21 protein-coding genes and 1 riboswitch are annotated in these 26,005 nt (G+C 67.4%); of the genes, 12 read left to right on the top strand and 9 right to left on the bottom strand.

Annotation, left to right across the window (positions count from 1 at the left end):
- Positions 1-39: 39 nt before the first annotated feature.
- Both AC5JLE_RS04785 and ahcY read right to left on the bottom strand, forming a co-directional pair.
- The gene (locus tag AC5JLE_RS04785) at positions 40-828 is read right to left on the bottom strand and encodes a lysozyme inhibitor LprI family protein (RefSeq protein ID WP_134965978.1); all 789 of its coding nucleotides are present in this window, start codon (positions 826-828) and stop codon (positions 40-42) included.
- Positions 829-1,086: 258 nt separating this feature from the next.
- Positions 1,087-2,532: an adenosylhomocysteinase gene (ahcY, locus tag AC5JLE_RS04780; RefSeq protein ID WP_014645960.1), complete on the bottom strand. Its 1,446-nt coding sequence runs from the start codon at positions 2,530-2,532 to the stop codon at positions 1,087-1,089.
- Between the two features lie 36 nt (positions 2,533-2,568).
- A riboswitch (S-adenosyl-L-homocysteine riboswitch) is annotated at positions 2,569-2,652 on the bottom strand.
- 120 nt (positions 2,653-2,772) lie between these two features.
- Here ahcY and AC5JLE_RS04775 point away from each other — a divergent pair.
- Both AC5JLE_RS04775 and ppc read left to right on the top strand, forming a co-directional pair.
- A complete protein-coding gene (locus tag AC5JLE_RS04775) occupies positions 2,773-5,289 on the top strand; it encodes a S9 family peptidase (RefSeq protein ID WP_049406090.1) in 2,517 nt (838 codons plus the stop codon).
- Positions 5,290-5,526: 237 nt separating this feature from the next.
- On the top strand, positions 5,527-8,238 hold the full coding sequence (gene ppc / locus AC5JLE_RS04770; RefSeq protein WP_164109635.1) for a phosphoenolpyruvate carboxylase: 2,712 nt from the start codon (positions 5,527-5,529) through the stop codon (positions 8,236-8,238).
- 101 nt (positions 8,239-8,339) lie between these two features.
- Here ppc and AC5JLE_RS04765 read toward each other — a convergent pair whose 3' ends face one another.
- Together AC5JLE_RS04765 and metK are read right to left on the bottom strand one after the other, a co-directional pair.
- Positions 8,340-8,846: an acyl-CoA thioesterase gene (locus AC5JLE_RS04765; RefSeq protein WP_010481883.1), complete on the bottom strand. Its 507-nt coding sequence runs from the start codon at positions 8,844-8,846 to the stop codon at positions 8,340-8,342.
- Between the two features lie 141 nt (positions 8,847-8,987).
- A complete protein-coding gene (gene metK / locus AC5JLE_RS04760; RefSeq protein WP_010481882.1) occupies positions 8,988-10,199 on the bottom strand; it encodes a methionine adenosyltransferase in 1,212 nt (403 codons plus the stop codon).
- Between the two features lie 336 nt (positions 10,200-10,535).
- Here metK and olsF point away from each other — a divergent pair, with 336 nt between their 5' ends.
- The 3 genes from olsF (at position 10,536) to AC5JLE_RS04745 (ending at position 14,235) form a co-directional block, all read left to right on the top strand.
- On the top strand, positions 10,536-12,251 hold the full coding sequence (olsF, locus tag AC5JLE_RS04755; protein WP_197561649.1) for a bifunctional ornithine lipid synthase OlsF: 1,716 nt from the start codon (positions 10,536-10,538) through the stop codon (positions 12,249-12,251).
- A complete protein-coding gene (locus AC5JLE_RS04750) occupies positions 12,248-13,048 on the top strand; it encodes a metallophosphoesterase (protein ID WP_197561648.1) in 801 nt (266 codons plus the stop codon). The genes olsF and AC5JLE_RS04750 overlap by 4 nt, the downstream gene beginning before the upstream one ends.
- A gap of 119 nt (positions 13,049-13,167) precedes the next feature.
- Positions 13,168-14,235 (top strand): metal-dependent hydrolase, encoded by a 1,068-nt coding sequence (locus tag AC5JLE_RS04745; protein WP_134967310.1) that lies wholly within the window; start codon positions 13,168-13,170, stop codon positions 14,233-14,235.
- 57 nt (positions 14,236-14,292) lie between these two features.
- Here AC5JLE_RS04745 and AC5JLE_RS04740 read toward each other — a convergent pair whose 3' ends face one another.
- From AC5JLE_RS04740 to AC5JLE_RS04720, 5 genes are all read right to left on the bottom strand, one after another.
- Positions 14,293-15,120 (bottom strand): class I SAM-dependent methyltransferase, encoded by an 828-nt coding sequence (locus tag AC5JLE_RS04740; protein ID WP_005415318.1) that lies wholly within the window; start codon positions 15,118-15,120, stop codon positions 14,293-14,295.
- Between the two features lie 85 nt (positions 15,121-15,205).
- Positions 15,206-16,201 carry a tRNA dihydrouridine synthase DusB gene (dusB, locus tag AC5JLE_RS04735; RefSeq protein ID WP_046428891.1) on the bottom strand — a complete coding sequence of 332 codons (996 nt, stop codon included), beginning with the start codon at positions 16,199-16,201 and terminating at the stop codon, positions 15,206-15,208.
- Positions 16,202-16,348: 147 nt separating this feature from the next.
- A complete protein-coding gene (locus AC5JLE_RS04730) occupies positions 16,349-16,780 on the bottom strand; it encodes a hypothetical protein (protein ID WP_014645966.1) in 432 nt (143 codons plus the stop codon).
- A gap of 149 nt (positions 16,781-16,929) precedes the next feature.
- A complete protein-coding gene (locus AC5JLE_RS04725; protein ID WP_049406099.1) occupies positions 16,930-17,895 on the bottom strand; it encodes a ribokinase in 966 nt (321 codons plus the stop codon).
- A gap of 25 nt (positions 17,896-17,920) precedes the next feature.
- On the bottom strand, positions 17,921-19,219 hold the full coding sequence (locus AC5JLE_RS04720) for a NupC/NupG family nucleoside CNT transporter (RefSeq protein WP_014645968.1): 1,299 nt from the start codon (positions 19,217-19,219) through the stop codon (positions 17,921-17,923).
- Positions 19,220-19,412: 193 nt separating this feature from the next.
- On the opposite strand from AC5JLE_RS04720, the gene AC5JLE_RS04715 reads away from it, so the two are divergent.
- From AC5JLE_RS04715 to AC5JLE_RS04685, 7 genes are all read left to right on the top strand, one after another.
- The gene (locus AC5JLE_RS04715) at positions 19,413-20,384 is read left to right on the top strand and encodes an aldo/keto reductase (RefSeq protein WP_049406102.1); all 972 of its coding nucleotides are present in this window, start codon (positions 19,413-19,415) and stop codon (positions 20,382-20,384) included.
- A gap of 193 nt (positions 20,385-20,577) precedes the next feature.
- Positions 20,578-20,772, top strand: a complete 195-nt coding sequence (gene hemP, locus AC5JLE_RS04710; RefSeq protein WP_005412278.1) for a hemin uptake protein HemP — start codon at positions 20,578-20,580, stop codon at positions 20,770-20,772.
- A 152-nt stretch (positions 20,773-20,924) separates the two neighbouring features.
- Positions 20,925-23,117, top strand: coding sequence for a TonB-dependent hemoglobin/transferrin/lactoferrin family receptor (locus AC5JLE_RS04705; RefSeq protein ID WP_496065079.1), 2,193 nt, complete (start codon positions 20,925-20,927; stop codon positions 23,115-23,117).
- Positions 23,118-23,121: 4 nt separating this feature from the next.
- Positions 23,122-23,721, top strand: a complete 600-nt coding sequence (locus AC5JLE_RS04700) for a Hemin transport protein (protein WP_241884694.1) — start codon at positions 23,122-23,124, stop codon at positions 23,719-23,721.
- Between the two features lie 73 nt (positions 23,722-23,794).
- The gene (locus AC5JLE_RS04695; RefSeq protein WP_241884693.1) at positions 23,795-24,724 is read left to right on the top strand and encodes a DUF6607 family protein; all 930 of its coding nucleotides are present in this window, start codon (positions 23,795-23,797) and stop codon (positions 24,722-24,724) included.
- 274 nt (positions 24,725-24,998) lie between these two features.
- A complete protein-coding gene (locus AC5JLE_RS04690; RefSeq protein WP_496065078.1) occupies positions 24,999-25,529 on the top strand; it encodes a hypothetical protein in 531 nt (176 codons plus the stop codon).
- On the top strand, positions 25,523-25,939 hold the full coding sequence (locus AC5JLE_RS04685; protein ID WP_053494923.1) for a hypothetical protein: 417 nt from the start codon (positions 25,523-25,525) through the stop codon (positions 25,937-25,939). The genes AC5JLE_RS04690 and AC5JLE_RS04685 overlap by 7 nt, the downstream gene beginning before the upstream one ends.
- Positions 25,940-26,005: the final 66 nt, after the last annotated feature.

Below are 26,005 nucleotides of genomic sequence, written 5' to 3'. Positions count from 1 at the left end.
TTCAATGTGGGAAAAAGCGCCGGGCGCACCCAGCGGATGTCAGCCGGCGCAGTGCTGCTGCGTGAAGCCGAGCAGCTGGCGGACGGCCTGGGTGCCGTAGGCGGCCGATGCCGGTTCGAGGGCGAACTGGCCGACCATCTGGTTGCTGCACAACTGCACGTTGCGCTTGCCGGCGGTGGTTTCCTGGATGCAGTTGGCCGCCAGCACGGCGTTGGGGCCACCGCCCACGTTGGTGGCGGCCGTACAGCCCAGCAGGCGGCCTTCCTGGCCGTTTTCTCCCAGCAGCGTGTTGAAGTTCGCCAACTGGCTGTTGGGGTCGCGCAGCACCAGCAGGTCCACGCACTGCTGCTGGCCGTCGGGCACTTCGCAGGCGTCCTGGTCGACCAGGCCGTCGCGCGTGGCCGAGAGCACCTTGAGGCGATCGGCAAATACCTGTTGCAGGCAGTGCGCGTCACCGCACAGGTCGCGCGTATGCTGGATCCAGCGCTGCTGCTCGGCCTGCAGCTTGTCCTTGCCGGCGGCATCGAGGGTGTCGCGTGCGGAGGCTTCAGCCTTGGCCAGCTCGCCTTCCTGCTGCAACAGGGCGGGGTCGTTGCAGATCAGGGTCTGCACCTGTGATGCCCCCTCGGCGCAGGCAGCGCTGCTGCCCGTGGCCGCTGCCGGGGGGCTGGTTGCCTTGCCGTCGGTGCTTGCCTGGCCGGTGTTCGCTGCCGGCGCGCTGGCACCGGCATCGCTGCCAGGCGGGCTGCAGGCGGCCAGCAGGGCCACCCAGCACAGGATCATCAGGGGCTTCATCGCCCGGGTCACTCGGTCATTGTTGCGCGGCATGTCCTGTCCTTTGCTGTCTGCGTCCCGGCGCATGGCCTGCAGTTGGCAGTCCATGGGGGCATAGAGACTAGCAAGCGGCTTCTTAGGGCACTGTGACAGGGCGCGCGGATCTGCTGCGGGGCGACGCAACGCAGAACGGGCGCCCGAAGGCGCCCGTTCTGTCTGCATCTGTTGCCGGGGTCAGCGCCCTTTCCTGCGGAAAGGGATCCGACCCCGCCTGCGCCGGTAGTGCCGGCCGCTGGCCGGCACCGCGCACGATCAGTAGCGGTAGTGGTCCGGCTTGAACGGGCCTTCCACCGGCACGCCGATGTAGTCGGCCTGTTCCTGGCTCAGGGTGGTCAGCTTCACGCCGATCTTTTCCAGGTGCAGGCGAGCCACTTCTTCGTCCAGCTTCTTCGGCAGCAGGTACACCTTCTTCTCGTAGCTGTCCTTGTTCGCCCACAGGTCGATCTGTGCCAGGGTCTGGTTGGCGAAGCTGTTGGACATCACGAAGCTCGGGTGGCCGGTGGCGCAGCCCAGGTTCACCAGGCGGCCTTCGGCCAGCAGGAAGATCGCATTGCCGTTCGGGAAGATGTACTTGTCGACCTGCGGCTTGATGTTGACGTGCTTGATGCCGGCGAAGGACACCAGTGCGTCGACCTGGATCTCGTTGTCGAAGTGGCCGATGTTGCAGACAATGGCCTGGTCCTTCATCGCGCTCAGGTGCTCGATGCGGATGATGTCCCTGTTGCCGGTGGTGGTGACGTACAGGTCGGCACGGCCCAGGGTCGATTCGATGGTGTTGACTTCATAGCCTTCCATCGCCGCCTGCAGGGCGCAGATCGGGTCGATCTCGGTGACGATCACGCGCGCGCCGTAGGCACGCAGCGACGCGGCGCAGCCCTTGCCGACATCGCCGTAGCCACAGACCACGGCTACCTTGCCGGCCAGCATCACGTCCATCGCGCGCTTCAGGCCGTCGGCCAGCGACTCGCGGCAGCCATACAGATTGTCGAACTTGCTCTTGGTGACCGAGTCGTTGACGTTGATCGCCGGGATCAGCAGGGTGCCGGCCTGGGCCAGCTGGTACAGGCGATGCACGCCGGTGGTGGTCTCTTCGGAGACGCCCTTCCAGTCCTTGACCACGCGGCCCCAGTAACCCGGGCGCTCCTTGGCGACGCGCTTGAGCAGGTTCTTGATGACCTGTTCTTCGTGCGAGGCGGACGCGGTGTTGACCCAGTCGCTGCCGTTTTCCAGTTCGTAGCCCTTGTGGATCAGCAGGGTCACGTCACCGCCGTCGTCCACCACCAGTTCCGGGCCGGTCAGGGTGCCGTCGGCCAGGGTGAAGGTCAGCGCGTCCAAGGTGCAGTCCCAGTACTCTTCCAGGGTCTCGCCCTTCCAGGCGAACACCGGGGTGCCGGTGGCGGCGATGGCGGCAGCCGCGTGGTCCTGGGTCGAGAAGATGTTGCACGAGGCCCAGCGCACGTCGGCGCCGATGTCCTTCAGGGTCTCGATCAGCACCGCGGTCTGGATGGTCATGTGCAGCGAGCCGGTCACGCGCACGCCCTTCAGCGGCAGCTCGGCCTGGTACTTGCGGCGGATCGACATCAGGCCCGGCATTTCGTGCTCGGCGATGTCCAGTTCCTTGCGGCCCCAGTCGGCCAGCGTGATGTCGCGGATCTTGTAATCACCTTCGGTGGAGAAGGTCTTGGCAACAGCGTTCATTCGTGTGCTCCGGTTGTGGGCGAGCGGGTGCTCGCATCTAGCCGGGCGCCGTTGTTACAAAGCCACCTTACCGAGCCTGGCCGGGCCTCATCGGATCCGGTCGCAGCGCCCCTCGGCAGGGGAGAACCCCCATTATATCGCGGCCCCGGCATGACATCCGGATGACCCAACCATCGGCAGATGGGGGCGCGTGCACGGCCTGTTAAGGTCGATGCTTTCACGCATCACGCAGGTAGAACGATGAGCATGCACGCGCGCCGTACGCGGCGCTGGACCGGCCTGGTCCTGTCGATGGGACTGCTGGCCGTGGCCCCGCTAGCCTGGGCGCTGGCCCCACAGCCCGCTGCAGCACAGGCCCAGGGTGCCAATGGCTACGAACTGCCCTCGGCGGCGCTGCAGGCGGTGGTCGACGCACCGCGCGCGCCGTCGCTGCACCTGTCGCCTCGCCGCGACATGGCCGCGTTGATGCAGATGCCGTCGCTGCCGTCGATCCGGGTGGTGGCGCAGCCGGAACTGAAGCTGGCCGGCCTGCGCATCAACCCGCGCACGTTCTCCGACAGCCGTTTCAGCTTCGGCGAGAAGCTGTGGCTGATGAACGTGGCCGATGGCAAGGAACGGCAGATCAGCGGCCTGCCGGCCACGCTGTCGATCGCCAGCCTGATGTGGTCTCCGGATCAGAAGTGGCTCGCTTTCAACCAGGTCGACGCCACCAGCGGCGCCAACGAACTGTGGCTGGTGGACGTGGCCGCCGGCAGCGCCCGCCGCCTGGTTGCCGGCTTGAACACGGTGATCGGCAGCGGTTACCAGTGGCTGCCGGACAGCCGCGGGTTGGTGGTGTTCACCCGCCCGGCCAACCTCGGTGCGGCCCCGGCCACCGACGGCATCCCGACCGGCCCGGCCGTGCAGCAGACCCGCCGGGGCGATGGCGTGGTGTCGATCCGTACCTACCAGGACCTGCTGAAGAACGAGGCTGACGCGCGCCAGTTCGACTACTACGCCACCACACAGCCGGTGGAAGTCAGCCTGGATGGCAGCACCCGCCCGATCGGCGCGGCCGGCATCTTCATGGGCTTCTCCGTGTCGCCGGATGGCCGCTTCGTGCTGCGCCAGCCGGTGCAGCGCCCGTATTCCTACGTGGTGCCGGTGAGCAGTTTCCCGCGCCGCATTGAAGTGATCGACCGTGCCAGCGGCAAGCTGGTGCATACCGTGGCCGTGCGTCCGCTGGTGGAAGGCCTGCCGACCGGCAACGACGCCGAAGTGACCGGCGTGCGTGACATCGGCTGGCGTGGTGATGCCGACGCGACCCTGGTCTGGGCCGAAGCGCAGGATGGTGGCGACCCGAACAGGGATGCCAAGGTGCGCGATGCGGTGCTGATGCAGGCCGCGCCGTTCGACACGCCGCCGGTGACGCTGGCCCAGCTGGGCAGCCGCCTGGCCGGTATCAGCTGGGGCCGTGGCGACCTGGCCCTGCTGACCGAATCGTGGTGGAAGACCCGCAGGACCAAGACCTGGCTGATCGCCCCGGACAATGCCAGCGCCGAACCGCGCCTGCTGTGGGATCGCGATGCGCAGGACCGCTACGCCGATCCGGGCCGGCCGCTGCGGGCCAGCAACGAGCGCGGCCGTTCGCTGCTGCAGACCAGCGCCGATGGCGGCAGCCTGTACCTGGCCGGCGCCGGTGCTTCGCCGGAAGGCGACCGTCCGTTCGTGGACCGCTTCGACATCGCCACGGGCAAGGCAACGCGCCTGTTCCACTCGCAGGCGCCGAGCTATGCGCTGCCGGTGGCATTGCTGGACAAGCAGGGCAGCTCGCTGCTGCTGAGCCGCGAGAGCCCGGACGAGCCGGCCAACTTCTACGTGCAGTCGCTGGCCGATGCCGGTGCTGCGCCGCGTGCGCTGACCCACTTCGCGCATCCGCTGCCGCAGCTGAAGGGTGTGCAGAAGGAGCAGATCCGCTACAAGCGCAAGGACGGCGTCGACCTGACCGCGACCCTGCTGCTGCCGCCGGGGTACGACCCGAAGCGCGACGGCCCGCGCCCGCTGCTGATGTGGGCCTACCCGGGCGAGTTCAAGAGCGCGGCCGCGGCCAGCCAGGTGACCGATTCGCCGTATCGCTTCAATGCGGTCAGCTACTGGGGCCCGCAGGCGTTCCTGGCCAAGGGTTACGTGGTGCTGGCCAGCCCGTCGATGCCGATCATCGGCGAGGGCGACAAGGAGCCGAACGACACCTACATCGAACAGCTGGTGGCCAATGCGCAGGCGGCCGTGGATGAAGTGGTGCGGCGTGGCGTGACCGACCGCGATCACATCGCCATCGGTGGCCACTCCTACGGTGCGTTCATGACGGCCAACCTGCTGGCACACACCCGCCTGTTCAAGGCCGGCATCGCGCGCAGCGGCGCCTACAACCGCACGCTCACGCCGTTCGGCTTCCAGGCGGAGGAGCGCAACTACTGGCAGGCGCAGGACGTCTACCAGAAGATGGCGCCGTTCAACTACGCCGACAGGATCAAGGATCCGATCCTGTTCATCCACGGCGTGGACGACAACAACTCCGGCACGTTCCCGATCCAGAGCGAGCGCATGTTCGCGGCGGTGAAGGGCCTGGGTGGCACCGCGCGGCTGGTGATGCTGCCCAACGAATCGCATGCCTACCGCGCACGCGAATCGATCATGACCATGCTGGCCGAGAGCGAGCGCTGGCTGGAGCAGACCATCGGCCCGGCCGAGCAGGGCACGGCGAAGAAGAAGCGCTGATACGTGCATGAGGGTGGCCGCTGCAACAGCGGCCGCCTGTGCGGCTGCGCCGCCGCCCGAGCATGGGCTCGGGCGCTACACGGTGTCACGCGCCATGACGCTTGTAGAGCCGAGCCCATGCTCGGCTGCGTCCGCCATGGATACGTGCAGATGAAACCATTCTTGCATCGCAGCACGACGCCCGATCTGGGATAGGCTTGGGGTCTGGATCCGTTGACCGAGGCCTGTGCGTCGCCGATGAACGAGTACCGCAGCAGCATCGAGTTTGCTTCCCCCGATCTTCCGCTTCGCGATGACGTGCGCCGGCTCGGCGCACTGGTGGGTGACCTGCTGGTCGAACAGGTTTCGGCCGCGTTTCTCGACGATGTCGAGGACGTGCGCACCCGCGCCATTGCCCGCCGCGAGAACCAGGCGCCGCTGTCGGAGCTGGCCGAAGGGCTGGCCGGGCGCACGCCGCAGCAGGCCGAGACCATGGTGCGGGCCTTCAGCACCTACTTCCAGGTGGTCAACATCGCCGAGCGCGTGCATCGCATCCGCCGCCGCCGTGATTACCAGCGTGCCGGTACCGCCGGGGCGCAGCCCGACGGCCTGCAGGATGCGCTGCAGCACCTGAAGGCGCAGGGCGTGGGCCTGGATGAGCTGGCGCAGTGGCTGCCGCGCATCGACATCGAACCGGTGTTCACCGCGCACCCGACCGAAGCGGTGCGCCGCGCGCTGCTGGAGAAAGAGCAGCTGATGGTGGCCAGCCTGGTCGACAACCTCGACGGCCAGCGCACGCCGGGGGAAGCGGCCGCCGATGCTGCGCGCTTCCGCATGGCGCTGACCGCTTCGTGGCAAACCACCGATTCCTCGCCGGTGCGGCCTACCGTCGATGACGAGCGCGAGCACGTCGGCTTCTATCTGGTGCAGGTGCTGTACCGGGTGATCCCGGTGCTGTACGAATCGCTGCAGCAGGCGCTGCGCGATACCTACGGCGAAGAACTGCCGCTGCCGCGCCTGCTGCGCTTCGGTACGTGGGTGGGCGGCGACATGGACGGCAACCCGAACGTGGATGCCCACACCATCCGCACTACGCTGGACGCGCAGCGGCAGGCCGTGCTGGGTCGCTACCAGAAGGAACTGCTGCAGCTGGCCAGCCTGCTCAGCCAGTCCACCGAGCGGGTGGGCGTGAGCGAGGCGCTGCAGGCGCGCGTGGCGCACTACCAGCAGCTGCTGCCGCAGGTGCAGTCGCGCCCGCGCCATGCCGACATGCCGTACCGCCTGCTCAACGACCGCATGCGTGCACGCCTGCAGGCCACGTTGGATGACGGCGAAGGCGCCTACGCCGGTCCGGACGAACTGATCGACGACCTGCAGCTGATCCTCGACAGCCTGCGCGCCAACCGCGGCGAACATGCCGGTGGCTTCGCCGTGCAGCGCCTGCTGTGGCGGGTGAAGACCTTCGGCTTCCACCTGGCGCGGTTGGACGTGCGCCAGGAATCGAGCGTGCACGCGCGCGCGCTGGCCACGGTGCTGGGCGGCGACGCAGCGTGGGACGGTCTGGATGCCTTGGGCCGCGCACGCCTGCTGGCGCCGCATGCCAGTGGTGACGCGCCGTTGCCGAAGGGCGACGACGAAGGCAACCGGCGACTGGACGCCGTGTTCGCCGCGCTGGCCGATGCCCGTGCGCGGCATGGTGGCGATGCACTGGGCAGCTACATCATCTCGATGGCACATGACCGCAGCGACGTGCTGGCGGTGCTGGCGCTGGCGCGCCGTGGCGGCCTGGTGGAAGAGAACGGATCAGTACCGCTGGATATCGCGCCGCTGTTCGAGACGGTGGAGGACCTCAAGCGCGGCACCGCGACCCTGCGTGATCTGCTGGCCGACCCGATCTATCGCGCGCACCTGCAAGCGCGCGATGACGTGCAGATGGTGATGCTGGGCTATTCGGACAGCAGCAAGGACGGTGGCATCGCCGCATCGCGCTGGGGCCTGCAGCGTGCACAGGTGGAGCTGCTGGAGGTGGCGGCCGAGGCCGGCATCCGCCTGACCTTCTTCCATGGCCGTGGCGGCTCGATCAGCCGCGGTGGCGGCAAGACCACGCACGCGGTGGACGCATCGCCGCGCGGCAGCATCGATGGCCGCCTGCGGGTGACCGAGCAGGGCGAGGTGATCCATCGCAAGTACGGCATCCGTGCGCTGGCCCTGCGCTCGCTGGAGCAGGCCACCGGTGCGGTGCTGCGTGCCAGCCTGCGCCCGCGTGCCGCCGAGCCGCGCGAGGATGAGTGGCGACCGGTGATGGACGCGGTGGCATCGGCCAGCAGCGAGGTGTATCGCGCGTTCGTTGGCCAGGCCGGTTTCATGGACTACTTCCGCACCGCCACGCCGATCGACGTGATCGAACGCATGACGCTGGGCTCGCGGCCATCGCGCCGGCTCGGCCAGGACGCCGCGCTGGGCAACCTGCGTGCGATTCCCTGGGTGTTCGCCTGGAGCCAGGCGCGCGCGGTGATTCCCGGTTGGTATGGCGTGGGCAGTGGCCTGCAGGCGGCGGTTGATGCCGGCCACGAACGGACCCTGCGCGAGATGGCGCGGGACTGGCCGTTCTTCCGCACCTTCCTGGACGACATCGCGATGGTGCTGTCCAAGGGCGATATCACCATCGCCGAGCAGTTTTCGCTGTTGTCGGGTGAACTGCACGGGCACTTCTTCCCGCAGGTGCAGCGCGAACTGGAACTCACCCGGCACTGGCTGCTGGCGCTGATGGACCAGCGGACGCTGCTCGACCACGATGCGCGGCTGGCGCTGTCGATCCGCCTGCGCAATCCCTACGTCGATCCGATCAGCGTGCTGCAGGTGGACCTGTTGCAGCGCTGGCGGGCCAGCGGGCGCGAGGATGACGGGTTGCTGCGCGCGCTGGTGGCCTGCGTGAACGGTGTTGCGCAGGGCGTGCAGAACACCGGTTGATCCGCATCTGCCGGGCATGGCCCGGCGAATTCGCAATGGTAGTGCCGGCCGCTGGCCGGCAACTGCGGCCTGGGTGGGTGCGGGGCTTGCCCCGCACGCCCTCATTCCTCCGGTGACGGCGGATTCGATGCCAGCAGTTCCAGATGGCGCTGTTCCATTTCCTGGCGCAGCTGGCGGCGGATCTGCGCGGCGGCCTGGCGGCGCTTCTCGTCGGACGTCGCCGGCTGCAGGGGCGGGACGGGCGTCGGCCGGCCTTCCTCATCCACGGCCACCATGGTGAAGAAGCAGCTGTTGGCGTGGCGCACGCTGCGCTTGAGGATGTCCTCGGCCACCACCTTGATGCCGATCTCCATCGACGAGGTGCCGGTATGGTTCACCGAGGCCAGGAAGGTGACCAGCTCGCCCACTGCGATCGGCTGGCGGAACATCACCTGGTCCACCGACAGGGTGACCACGTAGCTGCCGGCGTAACGGCTGGCGCAGGCGTAGGCAACCTGGTCGAGCAGGCGCAGGATGGCGCCGCCGTGGACCTTGCCGGAGAAATTGGCCATCTCCGGCGACATCAGCACGGTCATGGACAGCTGGTGGGTTTTCAGTTCGGTCGACATGCGGCGATTGTATCGGCAACCGGGTAGTGCCGGCCGCTGGCCGGCAATCACGCGATTGTTTCCCGAAGGCCATGAAAAAGCCGGCCAGCGGCCGGCTCTACCAGAAAGCAGAAGGGCCGCGTGAGCGGCCCTTCGTGTTTCTTACTTCAGCTTCGCATCGGCGCGCAGGGCGGCGGCGCGGTCGGTCTTCTCCCAGGAGAAGGCCGTGGCGTTGACGGTCTCGCCTTCGCCGTTGAGGTAGCTGAACTCCTTCGGCTTGCGGCCGAAGTGGCCGTAGGCCGCGGTCTGCTGGTACATCGGGTGCACCAGGTCCAGCATCTTGATGATGCCGTACGGGCGCAGGTCGAAGTGCTTGCGGATCAGCTTCTCGATCTTGTCGTCGCTGATCTTGCCGGTGCCGAAGGTGGTGACCGAGATCGAGGTCGGCTCAGCCACGCCGATGGCGTAGGAAACCTGCACTTCGCAACGGTCGGCCAGGCCGGCGGCCACCACGTTCTTGGCGACGTAGCGGGCCGCGTAGGCTGCCGAACGGTCGACCTTGGACGGGTCCTTGCCGGAGAAGGCACCACCACCGTGACGGGCCCAGCCGCCGTAGGTGTCGACGATGATCTTGCGGCCGGTCAGGCCGCAGTCGCCCACCGGGCCACCGATCTCGAACTTGCCGGTCGGGTTGATGTGGAACTTGGTGCCCTTGTGCAGCCACTTGGCCGGCAGCACCGGCTTGATGATCTCTTCGCGGACGGCCTCGATGAGGTCCTTCTGCTTGATGCCGGGGGCGTGCTGGGTCGACAGGACCACGGCGTCGATGGCCGAGACCACGCCGTTTTCATAGCGCAGGGTGACCTGGCTCTTGGCGTCCGGACGCAGCCACGACAGCGGCGAGTTCTTCTTCTTGCGGATCTTGGCCTGCTGCTCGACCAGGCGGTGCGACAGGTGGATCGCGGCCGGCATGTAGCTGTCGGTCTCGTTGGTGGCATAGCCGAACATCAGGCCCTGGTCGCCAGCGCCCATTTCTTCCGGCTTCTTGCGATCCACGCCCTGGGCGATGTGCGGCGACTGCTTGCCGATCAGGTTCAGCACGCCGCAGGTGGCGCCGTCGAAACCGACGTCGGAGCTGTCGTAGCCGATGTCCGTGATGACCTTGCGGGTCAGCGCTTCCAGGTCGATCCAGGCGCTGGTGGTGATTTCACCGGCCACGATGGCAACGCCGGTCTTGACCATGGTCTCGCAGGCCACGCGGGCGCGCTGGTCCTGGGTCAGGATCGCGTCCAGCACCGCATCGGAGATCTGGTCGGCAACCTTGTCCGGATGGCCTTCGGAGACCGACTCGGAGGTGAAGAGATAGCTGGACATCAGGCGTAATATCCCTTGATTCGGATGGAAAGATGGGCGCGCATGATACACGGGGTGCGCCGCCTGTGCATTGTGAACCTGTACCGGTTGCCGGTGGTTAAGCCCGCGTAGGCCCGACAGGGGCCGCCCGGCCGTGATTGGGGCCCAGCCCCGAGGCCCAGTGTTCCACCAGCGTGACAACAGACGGGACGGCTGCCGGCCCCGACCGCGCAGGCAGCGACCTCGCCGCGAAGGCGGGCCGGCCGTCATCGTTCTGCCCCGAAACCGCCATCTGGCTGCCGCCTGCCGGGCGCAGGCTGTCGGCCAATCCGGCCGCCGGGCATCAGTGGATCCGCCATGCAGGAACTCGAACAGCGTCTCCAGCAACGTTTCCCCGATTGGTTCCATGGCCGTCGCGGCCAACTGGCGCGGCCGCTGCTGCGCAGCGTCGGGCGCTGGTCGCGCCTGGACCAGATTGAAGCCTTCCTGCAGCGCAGCTCAGGACTGCGCGGCTTCGGTTTCGTCGCCGCCGGCCTGGAATTCATCGGCGGCCAGTACCAGGTGGATCCGGCCGCGCTGGCCAGGATCCCGGCCACCGGCCGCCTGCTGATCGTCGCCAACCACCCCTCCGGGGCACTGGATGCCCTCGCACTGCTGGATGCGGTTGGCCGTATCCGCCGCGACGTGCGGATCGTGGCCAACGATCTGCTGGGGGCGATCGCGCCGCTGCAGGACCTGCTGCTGCCGGTGCGCATCCTCGGCGGCAAGGCGCAGCGCGGCAGCCTGCATGCGGTGGAGGAAGCATTGGCCGCCGAGCAGTGCGTGATCGTGTTCCCGGCCGGCGAGGTCTCGCGGCTGTCGCTGCGCGGCATCCGTGATGGCCGCTGGCAGCGCGGGTTCGTCCGCTTTGCCCGCGCAGCCGGCGCGCCGGTGCTGCCGGTGCGGGTGGAAGCGCGCAACTCGGCGCTGTTCTACGGCGCCTCGACCCTGTTCAAGCCGGCCGGCACCGCGCTGCTGGCGCGCGAAATGTTCGCCCGTCGTGGCCGACCGCTGCGGCTGAGCATCGGCGAGCCGATGCAGCTGGGCAAGGGCGGTGACCCGGGCGCACAGCTGCTGGCGGTGCGCCGCGCGCTGTACGCGCTGGGCCGCAACGGCGCGGCCTGCAATACCGCTGCGTGCGCAGGCCCCGAGCCATTGGCGTCTCCGGTGCCGCCTTCGCAGGTCGCCGCCGGCATTGCCGCGGCCACCCAGCTGGGCCAGACCGCCGATGGCAAGCAGATCCTGTTGGCGATCTGTACCGCCGATTCACCGCTGCTGCTGGAACTGGGCCGCCTGCGCGAGCTGACCTTCCGCCAGGTGGGCGAGGGCACCGGGCGCAGCCGCGACCTGGACGCCTACGATCCGCAGTACGAGCACATCGTGATCTGGGACGCGGCGGCGCAGCGCATTGCCGGTGCCTACCGCATCATGCGCGGCGCCCAGGCCCTGGCCCGGCACGGCCTGTCCGGGCTCTACAGCGCGTCGCTGTTCCGCTATTCCGACGATGCCATCACCCACATTGCCGAGGGCCTGGAGCTGGGCCGCAGCTTCGTGGTGCCCGATTACTGGGGCAGCCGCAGCCTGGACTACCTGTGGCAGGGCATCGGCGCCTACCTGCAGTGCCGGCCGGGCATCCGCTACCTGTTCGGCGCGGTCTCGATCAGCGCAGCGCTGCCGCGCGATGCGCGCGAGCAGCTGGTGGCCTACTACCAGCGCTACTACGGCGGAACCGCCGGGCTGGCCGAATCGAACCGCCCCTTCCAGTACTTCGCCGCACCGCCAAGTTTCGGCGAGCTGGATGCGGGTGCCGCGTTCGATGTGCTCAAGGCCAACCTGGCCGCACTGGGTACCGGCGTGCCGACGCTGTACCGCCAGTACACCGATCTGTGCGAACCCGGCGGCGCGCGCTTCCTCGCCTTCGGCGTGGACCCGGACTTCAGCGATTCGATCGACGGCCTGATCGAAGTGGACCTGTGCGCGATCCGGCCGAACAAGCGCAAACGCTATCTGCGCGACGCGGGTGCGCCGGCATGAGCACGCTGGCGAACCTGTCGCCGCACCGGCGCGCAGTGTTCGTCTCCGACGTGCACCTGGGCTCACGTCATTGCCACGCCACCGAACTGGCGCGGTTCCTCTCGCAGCTGCGCTGCGAGCGGTTGTACCTGGTCGGCGACATCATCGACCTGTGGTGGATGGCGCATCGCCGCGCCAACTGGCGGCAGTCGCACAGCGAAGTCATCCAGGCCCTGCACGCGCTGCGCCGTGCAGGGACCGAGATCATCTACATTCCCGGCAACCACGATGCCTCGCTGCGCCAGGTGTGCGGGCTGATGTTGCCGGCCATGCAGGTGCGCCGCCGTGCCATCCACGTGACCGCCGATGGCCGCCGGCTGCTGGTCGCGCATGGCGACGACTACGACGGCGTGACCCATTTCGGTGGCCTGCAGGAAAAGTTCGGCGACTGGCTGTACTACCGCATCCTGACCGGCAACCAGGCGCTGAACGCGGTGCGGCGCCGGCTTGGCATGCGCTACTGGTCGCTGTCGGAGTTCCTGAAGAAGCGCAGCGGGGCCGCCGAACGCTACATCGAGCGCTTCGTGCAGGCCGGGCTGGACGACGTGCGCCGGCGCGGCCTGGATGGCATCGTCTGCGGCCACATCCACCGCGCGGCGCTGGACGAACGCGATGGCCTGGTCTACGCCAACGACGGCGACTGGGTGGAGAGCCTGACCGCACTGGCCGAGGACCATGATGGTGCGCTGCGCCTGCTCGACCACAACGGCCAGACCCTGGTGGAACTGCCAGGCGCGCGGTTGTCGCAGGCGGCATAACGCGCGTCTGTCCTACTGTAGAGCCGAGCCCATGCTCGGCTGACGTGGCGCCGAACGAAGCGCAGCCGAGCATGGGCTCGGCTCTACATGCACCGCCCGCAAGCCGCTAGCATCGGCCCATGGACTCCCTGACCCAGATCGTGCTCGGTGGCGCCGTCGCCGCTGCCATCGCCCCGCCCGGACATCGCCGCGCGGCCCTGCTCGCTGGTGCCGCGCTTGGCACCCTGCCGGACCTCGACGCGCTGTGGCTCGGTTTCACCGCAGCCGATCCGGTGGCGAACATGATCGAGCACCGCAGTTTCAGTCATTCGCTGCTGGTACTGCCATGGGTGGCGGCATTGATCTGGTGGCTGTTCAAGCGCTTCGGCAATGGCCGCGTCGCGCAGTCACCGCTGCGCTGGTTCTGGGCGATCCAGCTGGCGCTGGTCACCCATCCGGTGCTGGATGCGTTCACCGTGTATGGCACCCAGTTGTGGTGGCCGCTGCGCCCGCATCCGACCATGGGATCCAGTGTCTTCATCATCGACCCGGGGTATACGGTGTGGCTTCTGCTGGGCTGCGTGCTGGCCTGGTTCGGCCGCGCCCGGCCCTGGGCGGGCAAGGTGCTGGGCGTGGCCCTGCTGCTCAGCAGTGGCTACCTGGGCTGGGGCCTGATCGCCAAGTCACAGGTCGACCGTGCCGCACAGCAGAGCCTGGCCGCGATGGGCCTGGGCGATGCGCCGCGCTTCTCGGTACCGATGCCGTTCAACACCCTGCTGTGGCGGGTGGTGGCGATGACGCCCAATGGCTACGTGGTGGGTGACCGCTCGCTGGTGGCCGACCACGGGCCGATGCGGTTCGAAGGCCATGCGTCCAACGTACAGGCCTTGCGCGAAGCGCAGGCCATCCCGGCGGTGCAGCAGCTGACGTGGTTCAACCGCGGTTTCATGCGTGCGCAGGTGGTTGACGGCCGGTTGGTGCTGAGTGACCTGCGCATGGGGCTGGAGCCGGACTACACCTTCAACTTCGTTGTGGCCGGGCAGGCCGACGGGCAGTGGCGGGCGATCGTTCCCGAGCAGGTGCGGGTGGACTACAGCAGTCCCGCCGCGCGTGCCGACGCCGGTCGCCGCCTGGCGGCGATGTGGCAGCGGATCTGGCAGGAGCCGGCGGCGGCGCGGGGCGCGGCCGACCACACCGCCGTGCATTGATCAGTGGATCCACGCATGGCGTGGCTCTACGGCCCCGATCGACAGCAGAACACCGGATCAATACACCGTGGCGCGGCCCTGGACGAACGAGTAGAAGAACACGGCGTTCGGGTCGTTCTGCACCAGGCGGAACTCGCGGCGCATGCCTTCCACGGTTTCCTCGTCCACCGAGCCGGCCTGCAGCAGCTGGTCGGCGGCCGACAGCAGGAGCTGTTCCCAGAACGCGATCATCGTCTTGCGACGCGCCGGTTCGCGGTTGTCCAGGTGGATGGTCTTGATCTCGGTGTGCACGTCGCGGAAGCCGCCGGCCAGCAGCAGGTTGCCCAGCTTTGCACCGACGAACGGGTCACCGCCATGGTCGTACTGGAAGTCGTTGAAGGCCATCCAGTAGCGCCAGATGTGCGGCGAGTACGGGTCGAGCAGGAACGAGGCATTCATCACTTCGGTGATGTAGACCGGCGAACCCGGAGCCAGCACGCGGCGCACTTCGCTCAGCACCCGCGCCGGTGAAGGCACGTGTTCCAGCACCCAGCACAGGAACGCCGAGTCGAAGCTGCGTGCCTCGAACGGCAGCTCGCCGGCGTCGGCCTGCTGCAGGGTGTATCGGTCGCTGCACCACGGCGTGCGCGCCAGGTTCTCGCGCGCGGTGGCCAGCTGCGTTTCGCTCAGGTCCACGCCGGTCACGTGCAGCTCGGGGAAGCGGCGTAGCAGGATCTCGGTCTGCGCACCGACGCCACTGCCGACTTCCAGCAGGCGCCGCGCGCCGCTGTAGTCGATCTGGCCGAAGATGCTCGATTCCAGCAGCCGGGCCTGGGTCATCAGGCGCTGCTGTTCGGTGCCGGAAAATCCGTGCAGATAGGTCGGGGAGGAAATCGGCGGGGTCATGGGGCGGGCTCTTGTAGCGTCGAGCGTGCTCGACGGCTCTGGAAATTCAGTCGAGCAAGCTCGACTCGACGGCATGGCAGTACGCTCAGGCAGCAGATGACAACGCGGGTTCCCCGGCGATCAGGCGGTCGAAGTATTCGGTGGTCAGCGCGATCTGGCCCTGCGGGTCCTCGGCACGGTTGACCACCGCGCGGAACGCGGCGTTCTCCGGACGATCCTTGGCGTACCAGCCCAGGTGCTTGCGCGCGATGCGCACGCCCTGCGGCTCGCCATAGAAGGCATGCAGCGCATGCAGGTGGCCGAGCAGGATGTCGCGCACTTCCGCCAGCGACGGCGGTGGCAGTTCCTCGCCGGTGGCCAGGTAGTGCGCCACTTCGCGGAAGATCCACGGCCGGCCCTGCGCGGAGCGGCCGATCATCACTGCATCCACCCCGGTCTGCTGCAGCACGTGGGCGGCCTTCTGCGGTGAATCGATGTCACCGTTGGCGATCACCGGGATGCGCAGCGCAGCCTTGATCTCGCCGATGGTGGCGTACTCGGCCTGGCCGGTGTAATGCTGGTCGCGGGTGCGGCCATGCACGGCCAGCGCGGCGATGCCGCTGGCCTCGGCGATGCGGGCGATCACCGGGCCATTGCGATGGTCGCAGTCCCAACCGGTGCGGATCTTCAGCGTGACCGGCACGTCCACTGCGTTGACCACGGCTTCGAGGATGCGCGCCACCAGCTGCTCGTCGCGCATCAGCGCCGAGCCCGCCCAGGCGTTGCACACCTTCTTGGCCGGGCAGCCCATGTTGATGTCGATGATCTGCGCGCCGTGGTCGACGTTGTAGCGCGCGGCCTCGGCCAGCTGCTGCGGCTCGGTGCCGGCGATCTGCACGCTGATCGGGGCTGGCTCGCCGTCATGGTCCATGCGGTGGATCGACTTTCGCGTGTTCCAGAAGCGCGGGTCGCTGATGGTCATTTCCGAGGCGGCCAGTCCCGCACCCAGCCGTTTGCACAGCAGGCGGAAGGGCTTGTCGGTGACGCCGGCCATGGGTGCCAGCACGACGTTGGGGGCAATGGTGTACGGGCCGATCTGCATGCGCCCATTGTAGGGCGCGGGCGGCGGTACGGCCGTGCCGGGCGCGGTCCGGTTCAGGCCGATCGGCACCGACCTCATGCCGTACCGGCATCAGCAGATGCTTGACGGTTGCTTCCGCCGCCCCCACGGGCGGGCGATGGTGGGCGGCTACCCCAGGCTCTGCCAGGCCTGGCGGGTACCCAGCGCGAAGGCCAGCCCCAGGCCCAGGCAGACCAGCGAGCTGACCGCCCAGAAGCGCGTGCCGTTGTACCCCGGCCGGAACAGCGCCAGGCCGAAGCCCATCGCGGCACGCAGCAACAGCAGCGCGGCGATGCCGGGCAGGACCAGGCGGCTGGCCGGCAGCGGCGAATGCCAGCCCGCGGCGGCCAGTGCGTACAGGGTCCAGGCCACCAGCACGGCAGTGATGACCGCGGTCATCAGCGGTGGCCACCAGTGCCCCGCATGCGCCAGCCGGACCACGCGCTGGCCGGCACCGAAGTACCTGTACCACGCGGCGCCGAAGGCGATGCAGCCGATATGCAGCAGCGCCGCCACGGCGCTGCCGGCGGCCGCGACCAGCAGCCAGGGGAATCCGTCCATGTCCTGCCCGTGCGAGGAAGCTGCGCGGATGGTGGGCGAGGGGCAGGATGTGGGCAATGCGACAGGCGGTCGCAGGGGCTGGGCAATGGGCAAAAGAAAGGCCCGGGTGTCTGCACACCCGGGCCTCGTCATCCACGCGTGGCGTGGAATTACTTGGTTTCAGCGTCGGCCGGGGTGAAGCGCGGCATCGCCGCAGCGGCGCCTTCCTTCTCGGTCGAACGGCCGGCGAACTGGTTGGCGAAGCGCACGTGGCGGGCGAACGGGGCGTCGGCCACCTGCGCCAGCGACGCGGCCAGCGCACCGTTGAAGGCGTCACCGGCACCGGTGGTGTCGATCGCCTGCACCTGTTCGGCACCCACGCGGTAGTACGGCTGGGTATCGCCGCGCAGGTTCTCGTCGGCATGCGACACGAACACGCCCACCGAACCCAGGGTCACCACCACGGTGCCGTTGCCGACCAGCTTGCGGCACAGCGCGTGCAGGCTGGCGCCATCCAGCGCGGCGACGTCGTTGGCATCCACGCGCTCACCGACATGGCGGCCGAGCAGGGCAGCGAACTCGGTTTCGTTCGGGGTGATCACATCGGCCAGCTTGAGCAGGCCGATGGTCGAGGGCGCGTCGGCCGGTGCGGTATTGAGCACGGTGGTGACACCGGCCTCGCGGGCCGTGGCCAGCGCCGCTTCGATGGTCTGCACCGGCGATTCCAGCTGCACCAGCACCACCTTGGCGCGGGTCAGCAGGGCCTGCTGCTGTTGCAGGAAATCGGTGCCCAGCGCGGCGTTGGCACCCGGGCCGATCACGATGGTGTTGCGGCCACGCGCGTCCACGTAGATGCCCGCGGTGCCGGTCGGTTCGCTGCTGGCCTCGGCGATCAGCGCGAAGCCATCCTGCGCAGCCAGTTCACGCGCGGTGGCGCCACCGGCGTCATCGCCCAACGCGCACACGAAGTGCGTGTCGGCACCGGCGCGGCAGGCCGCCACCGCCTGGTTGAAGCCCTTGCCCCCGGGGCCGGTGCTGTAGCGGCCGGCAATGGTCGCACCCGGTGCCGGCAGCGACTCACACCGCCACACGTGATCGACATTGAAGGAACCGACGACAACGACACTGCTGCTCATAGGGAATCTTTTCTCAACCAAGGGTTCAACTGAAGTGCGTCAGCACGCCGGCGATGGTCGCCGTCATGAAGGTGGCAATGGTACCGCCCAACACCGCGCGCAGGCCGAACTTGGCCAGGTCGTGGCGACGTTCCGGGGCCAGGCCGCCGATGCCGCCGATCTGGATCGCGATCGAGCTGAAGTTGGCAAAGCCGCACAGCGCGTAGGTGGCGATCAGGCGACCTTCCTCGGACAGGCTCACGCCGGCCACCTGGCCGTTCACGATCTGCGACAGTTCGGTGTAGGCGACGAATTCGTTGATCACGACCTTCTGGCCGATCAGCGAACCGACGGTGGTGGCATCAGCCCACGGGGTACCGATCACCCAGGCGATCGGGGCCAGCACGTAACCGAAGATGGTCGACAGGTTGGTCGGCTTGCCGATGGCAGCGGCCAGGCCGGTCACCTCGCCGATCCAGGTCAACGGGGCGTTCAGCAGCGCGATCAGGGCGATGAAGGCCAGCAGCATCGCGCCGATGTTCAGCGCCAGCTTCAGGCCGTCACCGGCACCGGCAGCGGCCGCGTCGATGATGTTGCTGGAGGTCTTTTCGACTTCCATCTTCACCGTGCCGCGGGTCAGCGGGGTGCCGGTTTCCGGAATCAGCAGCTTGGCCACGACCAGGGTGGCCGGTGCGGCCATGATGCTCGCTGCCAGCAGGTGCTTGGCGTAGAAGGCCTGCTGCGCCGGGTCGCCACCGCCGAGCATGCCCACATAGGCCGCCAGCACGCCGCCGGCGATGTGGGCCATGCCGCCGATCATCATGGTCAGCAGCTCGGACTGGGTCATCCTGGCGATGTACGGGCGCACGGTCAGCGGCGCCTCGGTCTGGCCGATGAAGACGCTGGCGCAGACGCTGGTGGTTTCCGCGCCGGACACGCGCATCACCTTGGTGATCGACCACGCCATCACGCGCACGATCGCCTGCATGACGTTGAGGTGGTACATCACCCCCATCAGCGCCGAGAAGAAGATGATGGTCGGCAGCACCTGGAAGGCGAAGATGAAGCCGTAGTTCTTGGTGTCCATCAACGAGCCGAAGATGAAGCCCGAGCCTTCGTTGACGAAGCTGAGAACCTTGACGAAGCCCTTGCCCAGCGCATCGAACACGTCGCGGCCGCCCGGCACCAGGATCACCAGCGCCGCGAACGCGATCTGCAGGGTGATACCGGTGGCAACCAGCTTCCAGTCAACCGCACGCTTGTTGTTGGAAAACAACCAGGTGATGCCGATCAGCACCGCCAACCCGAACAGGCCGAAGCCGATCCTGCCCAAACCTTCGACCATGTGAGTGACTCCCCTGGGGCGTCGCGAAAAACGGGAAGCCTAGTGCAGGGCAGGGGCCGGGGCAAGAAAAAGCAGCGTGCGCGCATCTATCGGTACCGATCAGGCCAGCAACGGCAAGGGCTTGCGGCCGGCGGCGGCAGGTAGAATGGGGCTCGATCCCGGCCCGGATGCGGGCCCGCAGCAGGAGATTCGCATGCAATACCGTCGCCTGGGCTCCACCGGCCTGCCGATTTCCGCCCTGTCCTTCGGCGCCTGGGTGACCTTCGGTGACCAGATCCCGCGCGACGAGGCCCGCAACCTGGTGGCCGCCGCCTGGGACCACGGCGTCAACTTCTTCGACAACGCCGAGGGCTATGCCAACGGCCGCGCCGAACAGGTGATGGGCGATGTGATCGCCGACCTGCGGCTGCCGCGCGACGGCATCTGCGTCTCCAGCAAGGTGTTCTTCGGCAGCGCCAAGGACCCACGGCCGACCCAGCGCGGCCTGTCGCGCAAGCATGTGACCGACGCCTGCCATGCGGCGCTCAAGCGCCTGCGGGTGGACTACCTGGACCTTTACTACTGCCATCGCCCGGATCCGGACGCGCCGGTCGCCGAGACCGTGCATGCCATGGATACCCTGGTGCGGCAAGGCAAGATCCTCTACTGGGGGACCTCGGAGTGGTCGGCAGTGCAGATCCAGCAGGCGCTGGACATCGCCGAGGCGCGCAACCTGCAGGGCCCGTCGATGGAGCAGCCGCAGTACAACCTGCTGCACCGCGAACGGGTCGAGGTCGAGTACGCGCCGCTGTATGCCGGTGCCGGCCTGGGCACCACCATCTTCTCGCCGCTGGCCTCGGGCCTGCTGAGTGGCAAGTACGACCAGGGCATTCCGGCCGATGCGCGGCTGGGCCGCGAGGGCATGGAATGGCTGCAGGCGCTGGTGCTGGGTGACGACGCCGGGGCCCGCCTGGCCCAGGTGCGCCGCTTCAGCGAGGTGGCGCGTGCGCTGGGGCAGACGCCGGCCACGCTGGCCATCGCCTGGTGCCTGCGCAACCCGAACGTCTCCAGCGTGATCCTCGGTGCCAGCCGGGTCAGCCAGCTGCTGCAGAACCTGCAGGCGCTGGAGGTGTTGGAGCAGGTCGACGCCGCCGGCTGGGCCGACGTCGAAGCCGCCTTCGCCTGAACCCGGGGGCCGACCGGGCCTCGGGGGCCTCGGTAGAGTCGACTCTACACGGCTGCGTCGCCATTTGATTGACATGATCTATCGAATTTCAGAATTCGATCATTAATCTCATCAATCAAATTGAGAATGGTTGTTGATTGTCAACTGAGAATCATTATCATTTGACTCGTCCCTCGCACGAGTCCAGATGCTCATGAATGCTCAACCTGTACTGCTGCGCCCCGAAACGCTGACCCTCCGCGATCGTCCGGTCCGTGTCGTTCCGCCGGAAGAGGTCATCGACAGCGAAGCCCTGCTCAAGGGCCGTCGTGAAATCCTGATCCAGCACGGCGACCGCTTCTATCGCCTGCGGCACACCAGCAACGACAAGCTGATCCTGACCAAGTAATCGCGGCCTGGTCGCCCGCCCCCCTCCCTCCTGCCGGCCGCGCCGGCAGGGTGGGCGACCCGTCCGCTCCCGCTCTCTCCCCCTCGGTCTACCGCGTGCACCCTCCGGGTGTGCCGGTAACCGGGGGTTCCCCTGCCTGACGAACGAACCCGATGACCCGCCCTACCGCCCTTTGCCTTGCCGTCTGGATGGCCCTGCCGCTGTCCGCCCATGCTGCTGCCGCGGCCACCGCCGCGCCCGATGCGCGCGAATTCGACCGTGTGCAGGTCACCGCCACCCGCACCGAGCGGGCGGTGAGCGATGTGGCGGCCACCGTGGACGTCATCGACCGCGAGCAGATGGACCGGCACCTGGTGCAGAACATCAAGGATCTGCTGCGCTACGAGCCGGGCCTGTCGGTCAGCCGCAGCGCCGCGCGCTTCGGCCTTGGCAGCATCCGCATCCGTGGCCTGGACGGCAACCGCGTGCGCGTGCAGACCGACGGCATCGCCATGCCCACCAGCTTCAACATCGGCTCGTTCTCCAACGCCAACCGCAACTTCACCGATCTGGATACGCTCAAGCGCGTGGAGATCGTGCGCGGCCCGGCCAGCTCGCTGTATGGGTCCGACGCGCTCGGGGGTGTGGTGGCCTTCGTCACCAAGGATCCGGCCGATTATCTGAAGGATGGCAAGGACAGCTACGTCGGCCTGAAGTTCGGCTACGACGGTGAGTGGAAGGGCCTGCTCGGCGGCGTGACCAGCGCGTTCGGCGGCGAACACTGGAGCGGCATGGTCAACATCAACCATCGCCAGGGCCAGGAAACCGGCAACAAGGGTGATGTACGCAGCCTCGACAATACCCGCACCGCGCCCAACCCGCAGGACCGCGATGGTCGCAGTGGCCTGGCCAAGCTGGTCTATGCGCCGAGCGAGGACCAGCGCTTCCGGCTGACCGTGGAAGGCAACGAAGACAACACCGATACCAACGTGCTGTCCTCGATCGACCGCACCACCACCACCGGCATGAAGGCGCGCGATACGCAGAACCGCACCCGCGTGTCGTTCGCCCATGAAATGGATGCGCTGGACAAGGGCTTCGCCGACAGCCTGCATTGGCAGCTGTATACCCAGCACAGCGAAACCACCCAGATCACGGATGAGGACCGCGCCAACCGCAGCCGCCGGCACCGCGCGTTCAACTTCGACCAGCGCGTCTACGGCCTGCAGGCGCAGTTCAACAAGGCGTTCAGCACCGGCAGCGTCGAACACGCGCTGACCTACGGTTTCGAGGGCGCGCATACCGAGATCCGCCAGAAGCGCGACGGCTACCAGGTGCTGGCCAATGGCCAGACCAGCACCACCATCCTGCCCGACGCCTTCCCGGTGCGCGATTTCCCGATCAGCAAGACCACCGAGCTGGGCCTGTACGCACAGGACGAAATGCGCATGGCCAACGGCAAGCTGTCGCTGGTGCCGGGCGTGCGCGTGGACCGCTACGAGCTGAAGCCGGAGGTGGACAGCATCTTCGCCGACGACAATCCCGGCGTTGCGGTGGCCAGGCTGACCAAGACCAGCGTCTCGCCGAAGCTGGGCATGGTCTATCGCTTCACCGACGAATGGTCGCTGTTTGCCGGCTATTCGCATGGCTTCCGCTCGCCGCCGTACAACGACGTCAACCTGGGCTTCACCAACTTCGCCTTCGGCTACACCGCCATTCCCAATCCGGACCTGAAGCCGGAAACCAGTGACGGCATGGAGCTGGGACTGCGCTTCCTGTCGCCAGCGGCCTACGTCAGCCTCAGCGGCTACTACAACGAGTACAAGGACTTCATCGAGTCGCAGTCGCTGGTCGGCACCAACGCCCAGGGCCTGATGGTGTTCCAGTCGCGCAACATCGCGGATGCGCGCATCTACGGTGCCGAGATGAAGGCCGGCGTCGACTTCGGCCAGATCAGCCCGGCGCTGCAGGGCTGGGCGCTGCGCAGCTCGGTGGCCTGGTCGCGCGGCGACAACAGGACCGAAGACACCCCGCTGGATTCGGTCGACCCGCTGCGTGGCACCGTCGGCCTGATGTACGACACCGACACCTGGGGCGTCGAACTGGCCGGTACCTTCGTCAAGCGCAAGGACCGCGTCACCGCCGCCACGGTGTACCGCCCGGCCGGCTACGGCGTGGCCGACCTGATGGCGCACTGGAACTTCGCCCCGGGCGCCACCTTCAACGTCGGCGTGTTCAACCTGGGCGACAAGCGTTACATCGACTGGTCCAACGTGGGTTCGACGCTGTCGCCGGGCAGCCGCGTGCTGGACCGCTATACCAGCCCGGGCCGCACCCTCTCCGCCAGCCTTGCCGTTTCCTGGTGACCTCATGAGCCGAGCCTTGTCCGCACGCAGGAACGACGCCATCGCCGCGCAGGGCAGCGCGGCCTGGCCGACGCCGGCACAGCTGGCCACGCTCGGCACCGTGTTGTGCCTGTACCGCGCCGACGGCAACGAGCTCGGTGGCTGGCGCCAGGCAGTACGCGTGCATGCCTGCCAGGGCGTGGACAGCGAGGGCGTGCGCGAAAGCCTGTGTTTCCTCGATGCCCGCGGCCGCTGCGTGTGGCGGCTGTACCTGCTGCCCGACAGCGATTTCCTGGCCTGGGACCGGCTGGTCGCGGCGCTGCCGCCGGGCCCGGAGCATGACAGCGAGGGCAGTGTCGGCGAACGCCTGTGGCGGCGCCTGGCCGGCCATCTCGGTGGCCAGCGCTGGCGACTGTGTGCGCTGCGCCTGCATGCCGCCGACGACGGCCGCACCCTGGCTGCAAGCCTGTCGACGTTGTCCTCGCTGGGCGCAGCCACCGCGCGTCGCATCGCGCGGCTGGAAGGTGCCGAAGGCGAGCTGGCGATCGACGATTGCTGCTGCGCCGAAGCTACACGTCGCTCGGCGCCGCGGGTTCCCGGCGACCTGCCGCTGATCCGGCTGTAACCCTTTCCCGATGGAACGCCTGTCGGCCACGGACGGCCTCTCACTGCATCTGCAACCCCGAAGGAAGACCCCGATGAAGCTCCAGACAGCCAGCGTCCTGCTGCTGCTCGCCACCAACGGCGTGGCCAGCGCGCAGCCCTCCGGCATCGCCCGCGACCACGACAGCATCCTTGCCATGCAGGGCGAGTACACCGTCGATTTCGCATTCGACGAGACCGTGCTGCTGAAGCCCGGCTACGAGCGCGCCCCGGCGATGCGCAGCGGCGGCAACGAACTGGTGATCGTGGTCGAGGACACGCCGAAGCGCATCGTGCTGCAGCACCTGCTGCTGGACGAGAAGAGCGGCCACATCACCAAGCACTGGCGCCAGGACTGGGTCTACGAAGCACCGAACCGATTCGAGTTCAGCGCCGACCAGACCTGGCAGGTACGCCGCATTCCCGCAGCGGTGAACCAGGGCGCCTGGACCCAGTGCGTGTACGAAGTGAGCGACGCACCGCGCTACTGCGGCACCGGCAAATGGACCTACACCAACAACGTGCCGAGCTGGACCAGCGACCTCAGCTGGCGCCCGTTGCCGCGCCGTGAGTACACCAAGCGCAGCGACTACAACGCGCTGGCCGTCGTCAACCGCCACACGCTCACGCCCAATGGCTGGACCCACGAGCAGTTCAACACCAAGGTGCAGCGCAACGCCGACGGCAGCCAGGTGGAGATCGCACGCGAGTTCGGCTTCAACGACTACGTGAAGACCACCGAGGTCGACTTCACCCCGGCGCGTGACTACTGGAAGGCCACTGCCGGCTACTGGGCCAAGGTGCGCCAGCGTTGGGACGGCTTCCTCGGCCAGGCCCCGGGCGTGCACCTGAAGACCAAGATCGATGGCATGGCGATGATCATTCCGCTGTTCACCCAGGCCGAAGCGATCCAGTCCGGCAAAAAGGTGAAGGACAAGCAGATCGACGAGGTGTTCGCCAAGTACGTGGAAAAGGCGCCGAACTGAGGCCGCGTGTGGAGTCGAGCTGTGCTCGACTCCACAACCGCATCCACTCATGGCGTGGCTTTGGCGGTCCGTTCATGTGCTCTTGGTAGGTGCCGAGCTTGCTCGGCACGCTTTCGATGGTGACGCGATGCGGTGTCTGCGCGCGTCGCCGGACGGATTGGTGCCTTGTGCGCATAAACATGACGCATTTCGCTGGATTTTGTCCGAGTCCGCTTTCCGGCTTCTGCGCATGGGGTAGGGTAGCCGCCCACGCAGTCATTGAACGTCGCCGCAGATGAAGCTTTCCGCCTTGTGCAGTCAAATGTTGTCCGGCGAAGCCTGCGATGATATCGACAGCTTCTTTCTCGAAATCGATGACTTCGAGGAAGCCGCACTTGTTTCGCGAACCCAGCGGATAGACGGGCTGCTCGCGCGTATTGGGCCTCGATGGACATCGGCTTATCTGTTCAGTCTCTGCATGCATGTTCTGGCGACCGTTCGTATTGCCGGCTGCGCGCGCGATCCAGCCGGAGCGAAGATGTTTATCGCATTGAGCTTCACCGATTTCGAGCTGTATGCGGAAGAGGGCGTGCTGCTCCCCAACGTTTTCTACTATCCAGGTTCCGAGGGGGTCGCATTTGGAGCCCGGCGCTGGCACGAAAGCGGCAGCAACACCTCGACGGAAATCGACGCCGTGCGCTCCGTTGTCGAGGATGCTGGCCTGCTCGCGGGTTTTCGCTTCTGCGAAAGCCGCACCAATGGCCCTCCCGGTTACGAAGTTGTTCGTGTCTTTGCGATTCCAATGCATGGAAACGAGGCTTGCTGATGGTCGTGCCAGAACGCCGGATGTTCGATGCCTATCTGTCCGATCCGCAGGTCTATGATCGTCTTGAACGGCATATCCACGACCACTTCATGAAGGCAATCAACGCGGCAAGCCTGCGCATTGAAGACTTCCGCAGCCCGCACTACAACACGTTCTTCGTCGATGGCACTAAGGATCGCGATGCCAATCCGATCTTCTCCGCCAAGCACCTGCCCAGCGGCAACATCGTTCGTATCGTCATTTTTGACAGCCCGCCTGAATACAGCGAAGTCCGCAAGCGGGTAGGGGATAACGAGGAGAAGGACGAGCTCTGCCTGTTCATAACGCTTCTGGGCGTGCAGCGCGCGATGAGCACGACCGTGGCCTGGGCGCAGCAACAGGCGTCCATCATCCCGGCCATTCGTCAGTAGACCCACGCCTTGTGTGGATGCGCTCAGGTGGGGCGCGCAGCGTACAGCCGGCCCCACCCGTAGCGT

The organism is Stenotrophomonas sp. (genome assembly GCF_059505245.1).
The sequence above is the reverse complement of the archived record's forward strand: the minus strand, read 5'-3'. Positions and strand labels throughout refer to the sequence as shown.

Bases quoted from the DNA above. Each gene is read 5' to 3' on its own strand.
- AC5JLE_RS04690 (WP_496065078.1), top strand. From the start codon at position 24,999: ATGAAGCTTTCCGCCTTGTGCAGTCAAATGTTGTCCGGCGAAGCCTGC.
- AC5JLE_RS04725 (WP_049406099.1), bottom strand. From the start codon at position 17,895: ATGAGCAGCAGTGTCGTTGTCGTCGGTTCCTTCAATGTCGATCACGTG.
- AC5JLE_RS04705 (WP_496065079.1), top strand. From the start codon at position 20,925: ATGACCCGCCCTACCGCCCTTTGCCTTGCCGTCTGGATGGCCCTGCCG.
- AC5JLE_RS04765 (WP_010481883.1), bottom strand. From the start codon at position 8,846: ATGTCGACCGAACTGAAAACCCACCAGCTGTCCATGACCGTGCTGATG.
- AC5JLE_RS04775 (WP_049406090.1), top strand. From the start codon at position 2,773: ATGAGCATGCACGCGCGCCGTACGCGGCGCTGGACCGGCCTGGTCCTG.
- dusB (WP_046428891.1), bottom strand. From the start codon at position 16,201: ATGCAGATCGGCCCGTACACCATTGCCCCCAACGTCGTGCTGGCACCC.
- metK (WP_010481882.1), bottom strand. From the start codon at position 10,199: ATGTCCAGCTATCTCTTCACCTCCGAGTCGGTCTCCGAAGGCCATCCG.
- AC5JLE_RS04720 (WP_014645968.1), bottom strand. From the start codon at position 19,219: ATGGTCGAAGGTTTGGGCAGGATCGGCTTCGGCCTGTTCGGGTTGGCG.
- olsF (WP_197561649.1), top strand. From the start codon at position 10,536: ATGCAGGAACTCGAACAGCGTCTCCAGCAACGTTTCCCCGATTGGTTC.
- AC5JLE_RS04785 (WP_134965978.1), bottom strand. From the start codon at position 828: ATGCCGCGCAACAATGACCGAGTGACCCGGGCGATGAAGCCCCTGATG.
- AC5JLE_RS04745 (WP_134967310.1), top strand. From the start codon at position 13,168: ATGGACTCCCTGACCCAGATCGTGCTCGGTGGCGCCGTCGCCGCTGCC.
- AC5JLE_RS04715 (WP_049406102.1), top strand. From the start codon at position 19,413: ATGCAATACCGTCGCCTGGGCTCCACCGGCCTGCCGATTTCCGCCCTG.
- AC5JLE_RS04750 (WP_197561648.1), top strand. From the start codon at position 12,248: ATGAGCACGCTGGCGAACCTGTCGCCGCACCGGCGCGCAGTGTTCGTC.
- ahcY (WP_014645960.1), bottom strand. From the start codon at position 2,532: ATGAACGCTGTTGCCAAGACCTTCTCCACCGAAGGTGATTACAAGATC.
- hemP (WP_005412278.1), top strand. From the start codon at position 20,578: ATGAATGCTCAACCTGTACTGCTGCGCCCCGAAACGCTGACCCTCCGC.
- ppc (WP_164109635.1), top strand. From the start codon at position 5,527: ATGAACGAGTACCGCAGCAGCATCGAGTTTGCTTCCCCCGATCTTCCG.
- AC5JLE_RS04730 (WP_014645966.1), bottom strand. From the start codon at position 16,780: ATGGACGGATTCCCCTGGCTGCTGGTCGCGGCCGCCGGCAGCGCCGTG.
- AC5JLE_RS04700 (WP_241884694.1), top strand. From the start codon at position 23,122: ATGAGCCGAGCCTTGTCCGCACGCAGGAACGACGCCATCGCCGCGCAG.
- AC5JLE_RS04695 (WP_241884693.1), top strand. From the start codon at position 23,795: ATGAAGCTCCAGACAGCCAGCGTCCTGCTGCTGCTCGCCACCAACGGC.
- AC5JLE_RS04740 (WP_005415318.1), bottom strand. From the start codon at position 15,120: ATGACCCCGCCGATTTCCTCCCCGACCTATCTGCACGGATTTTCCGGC.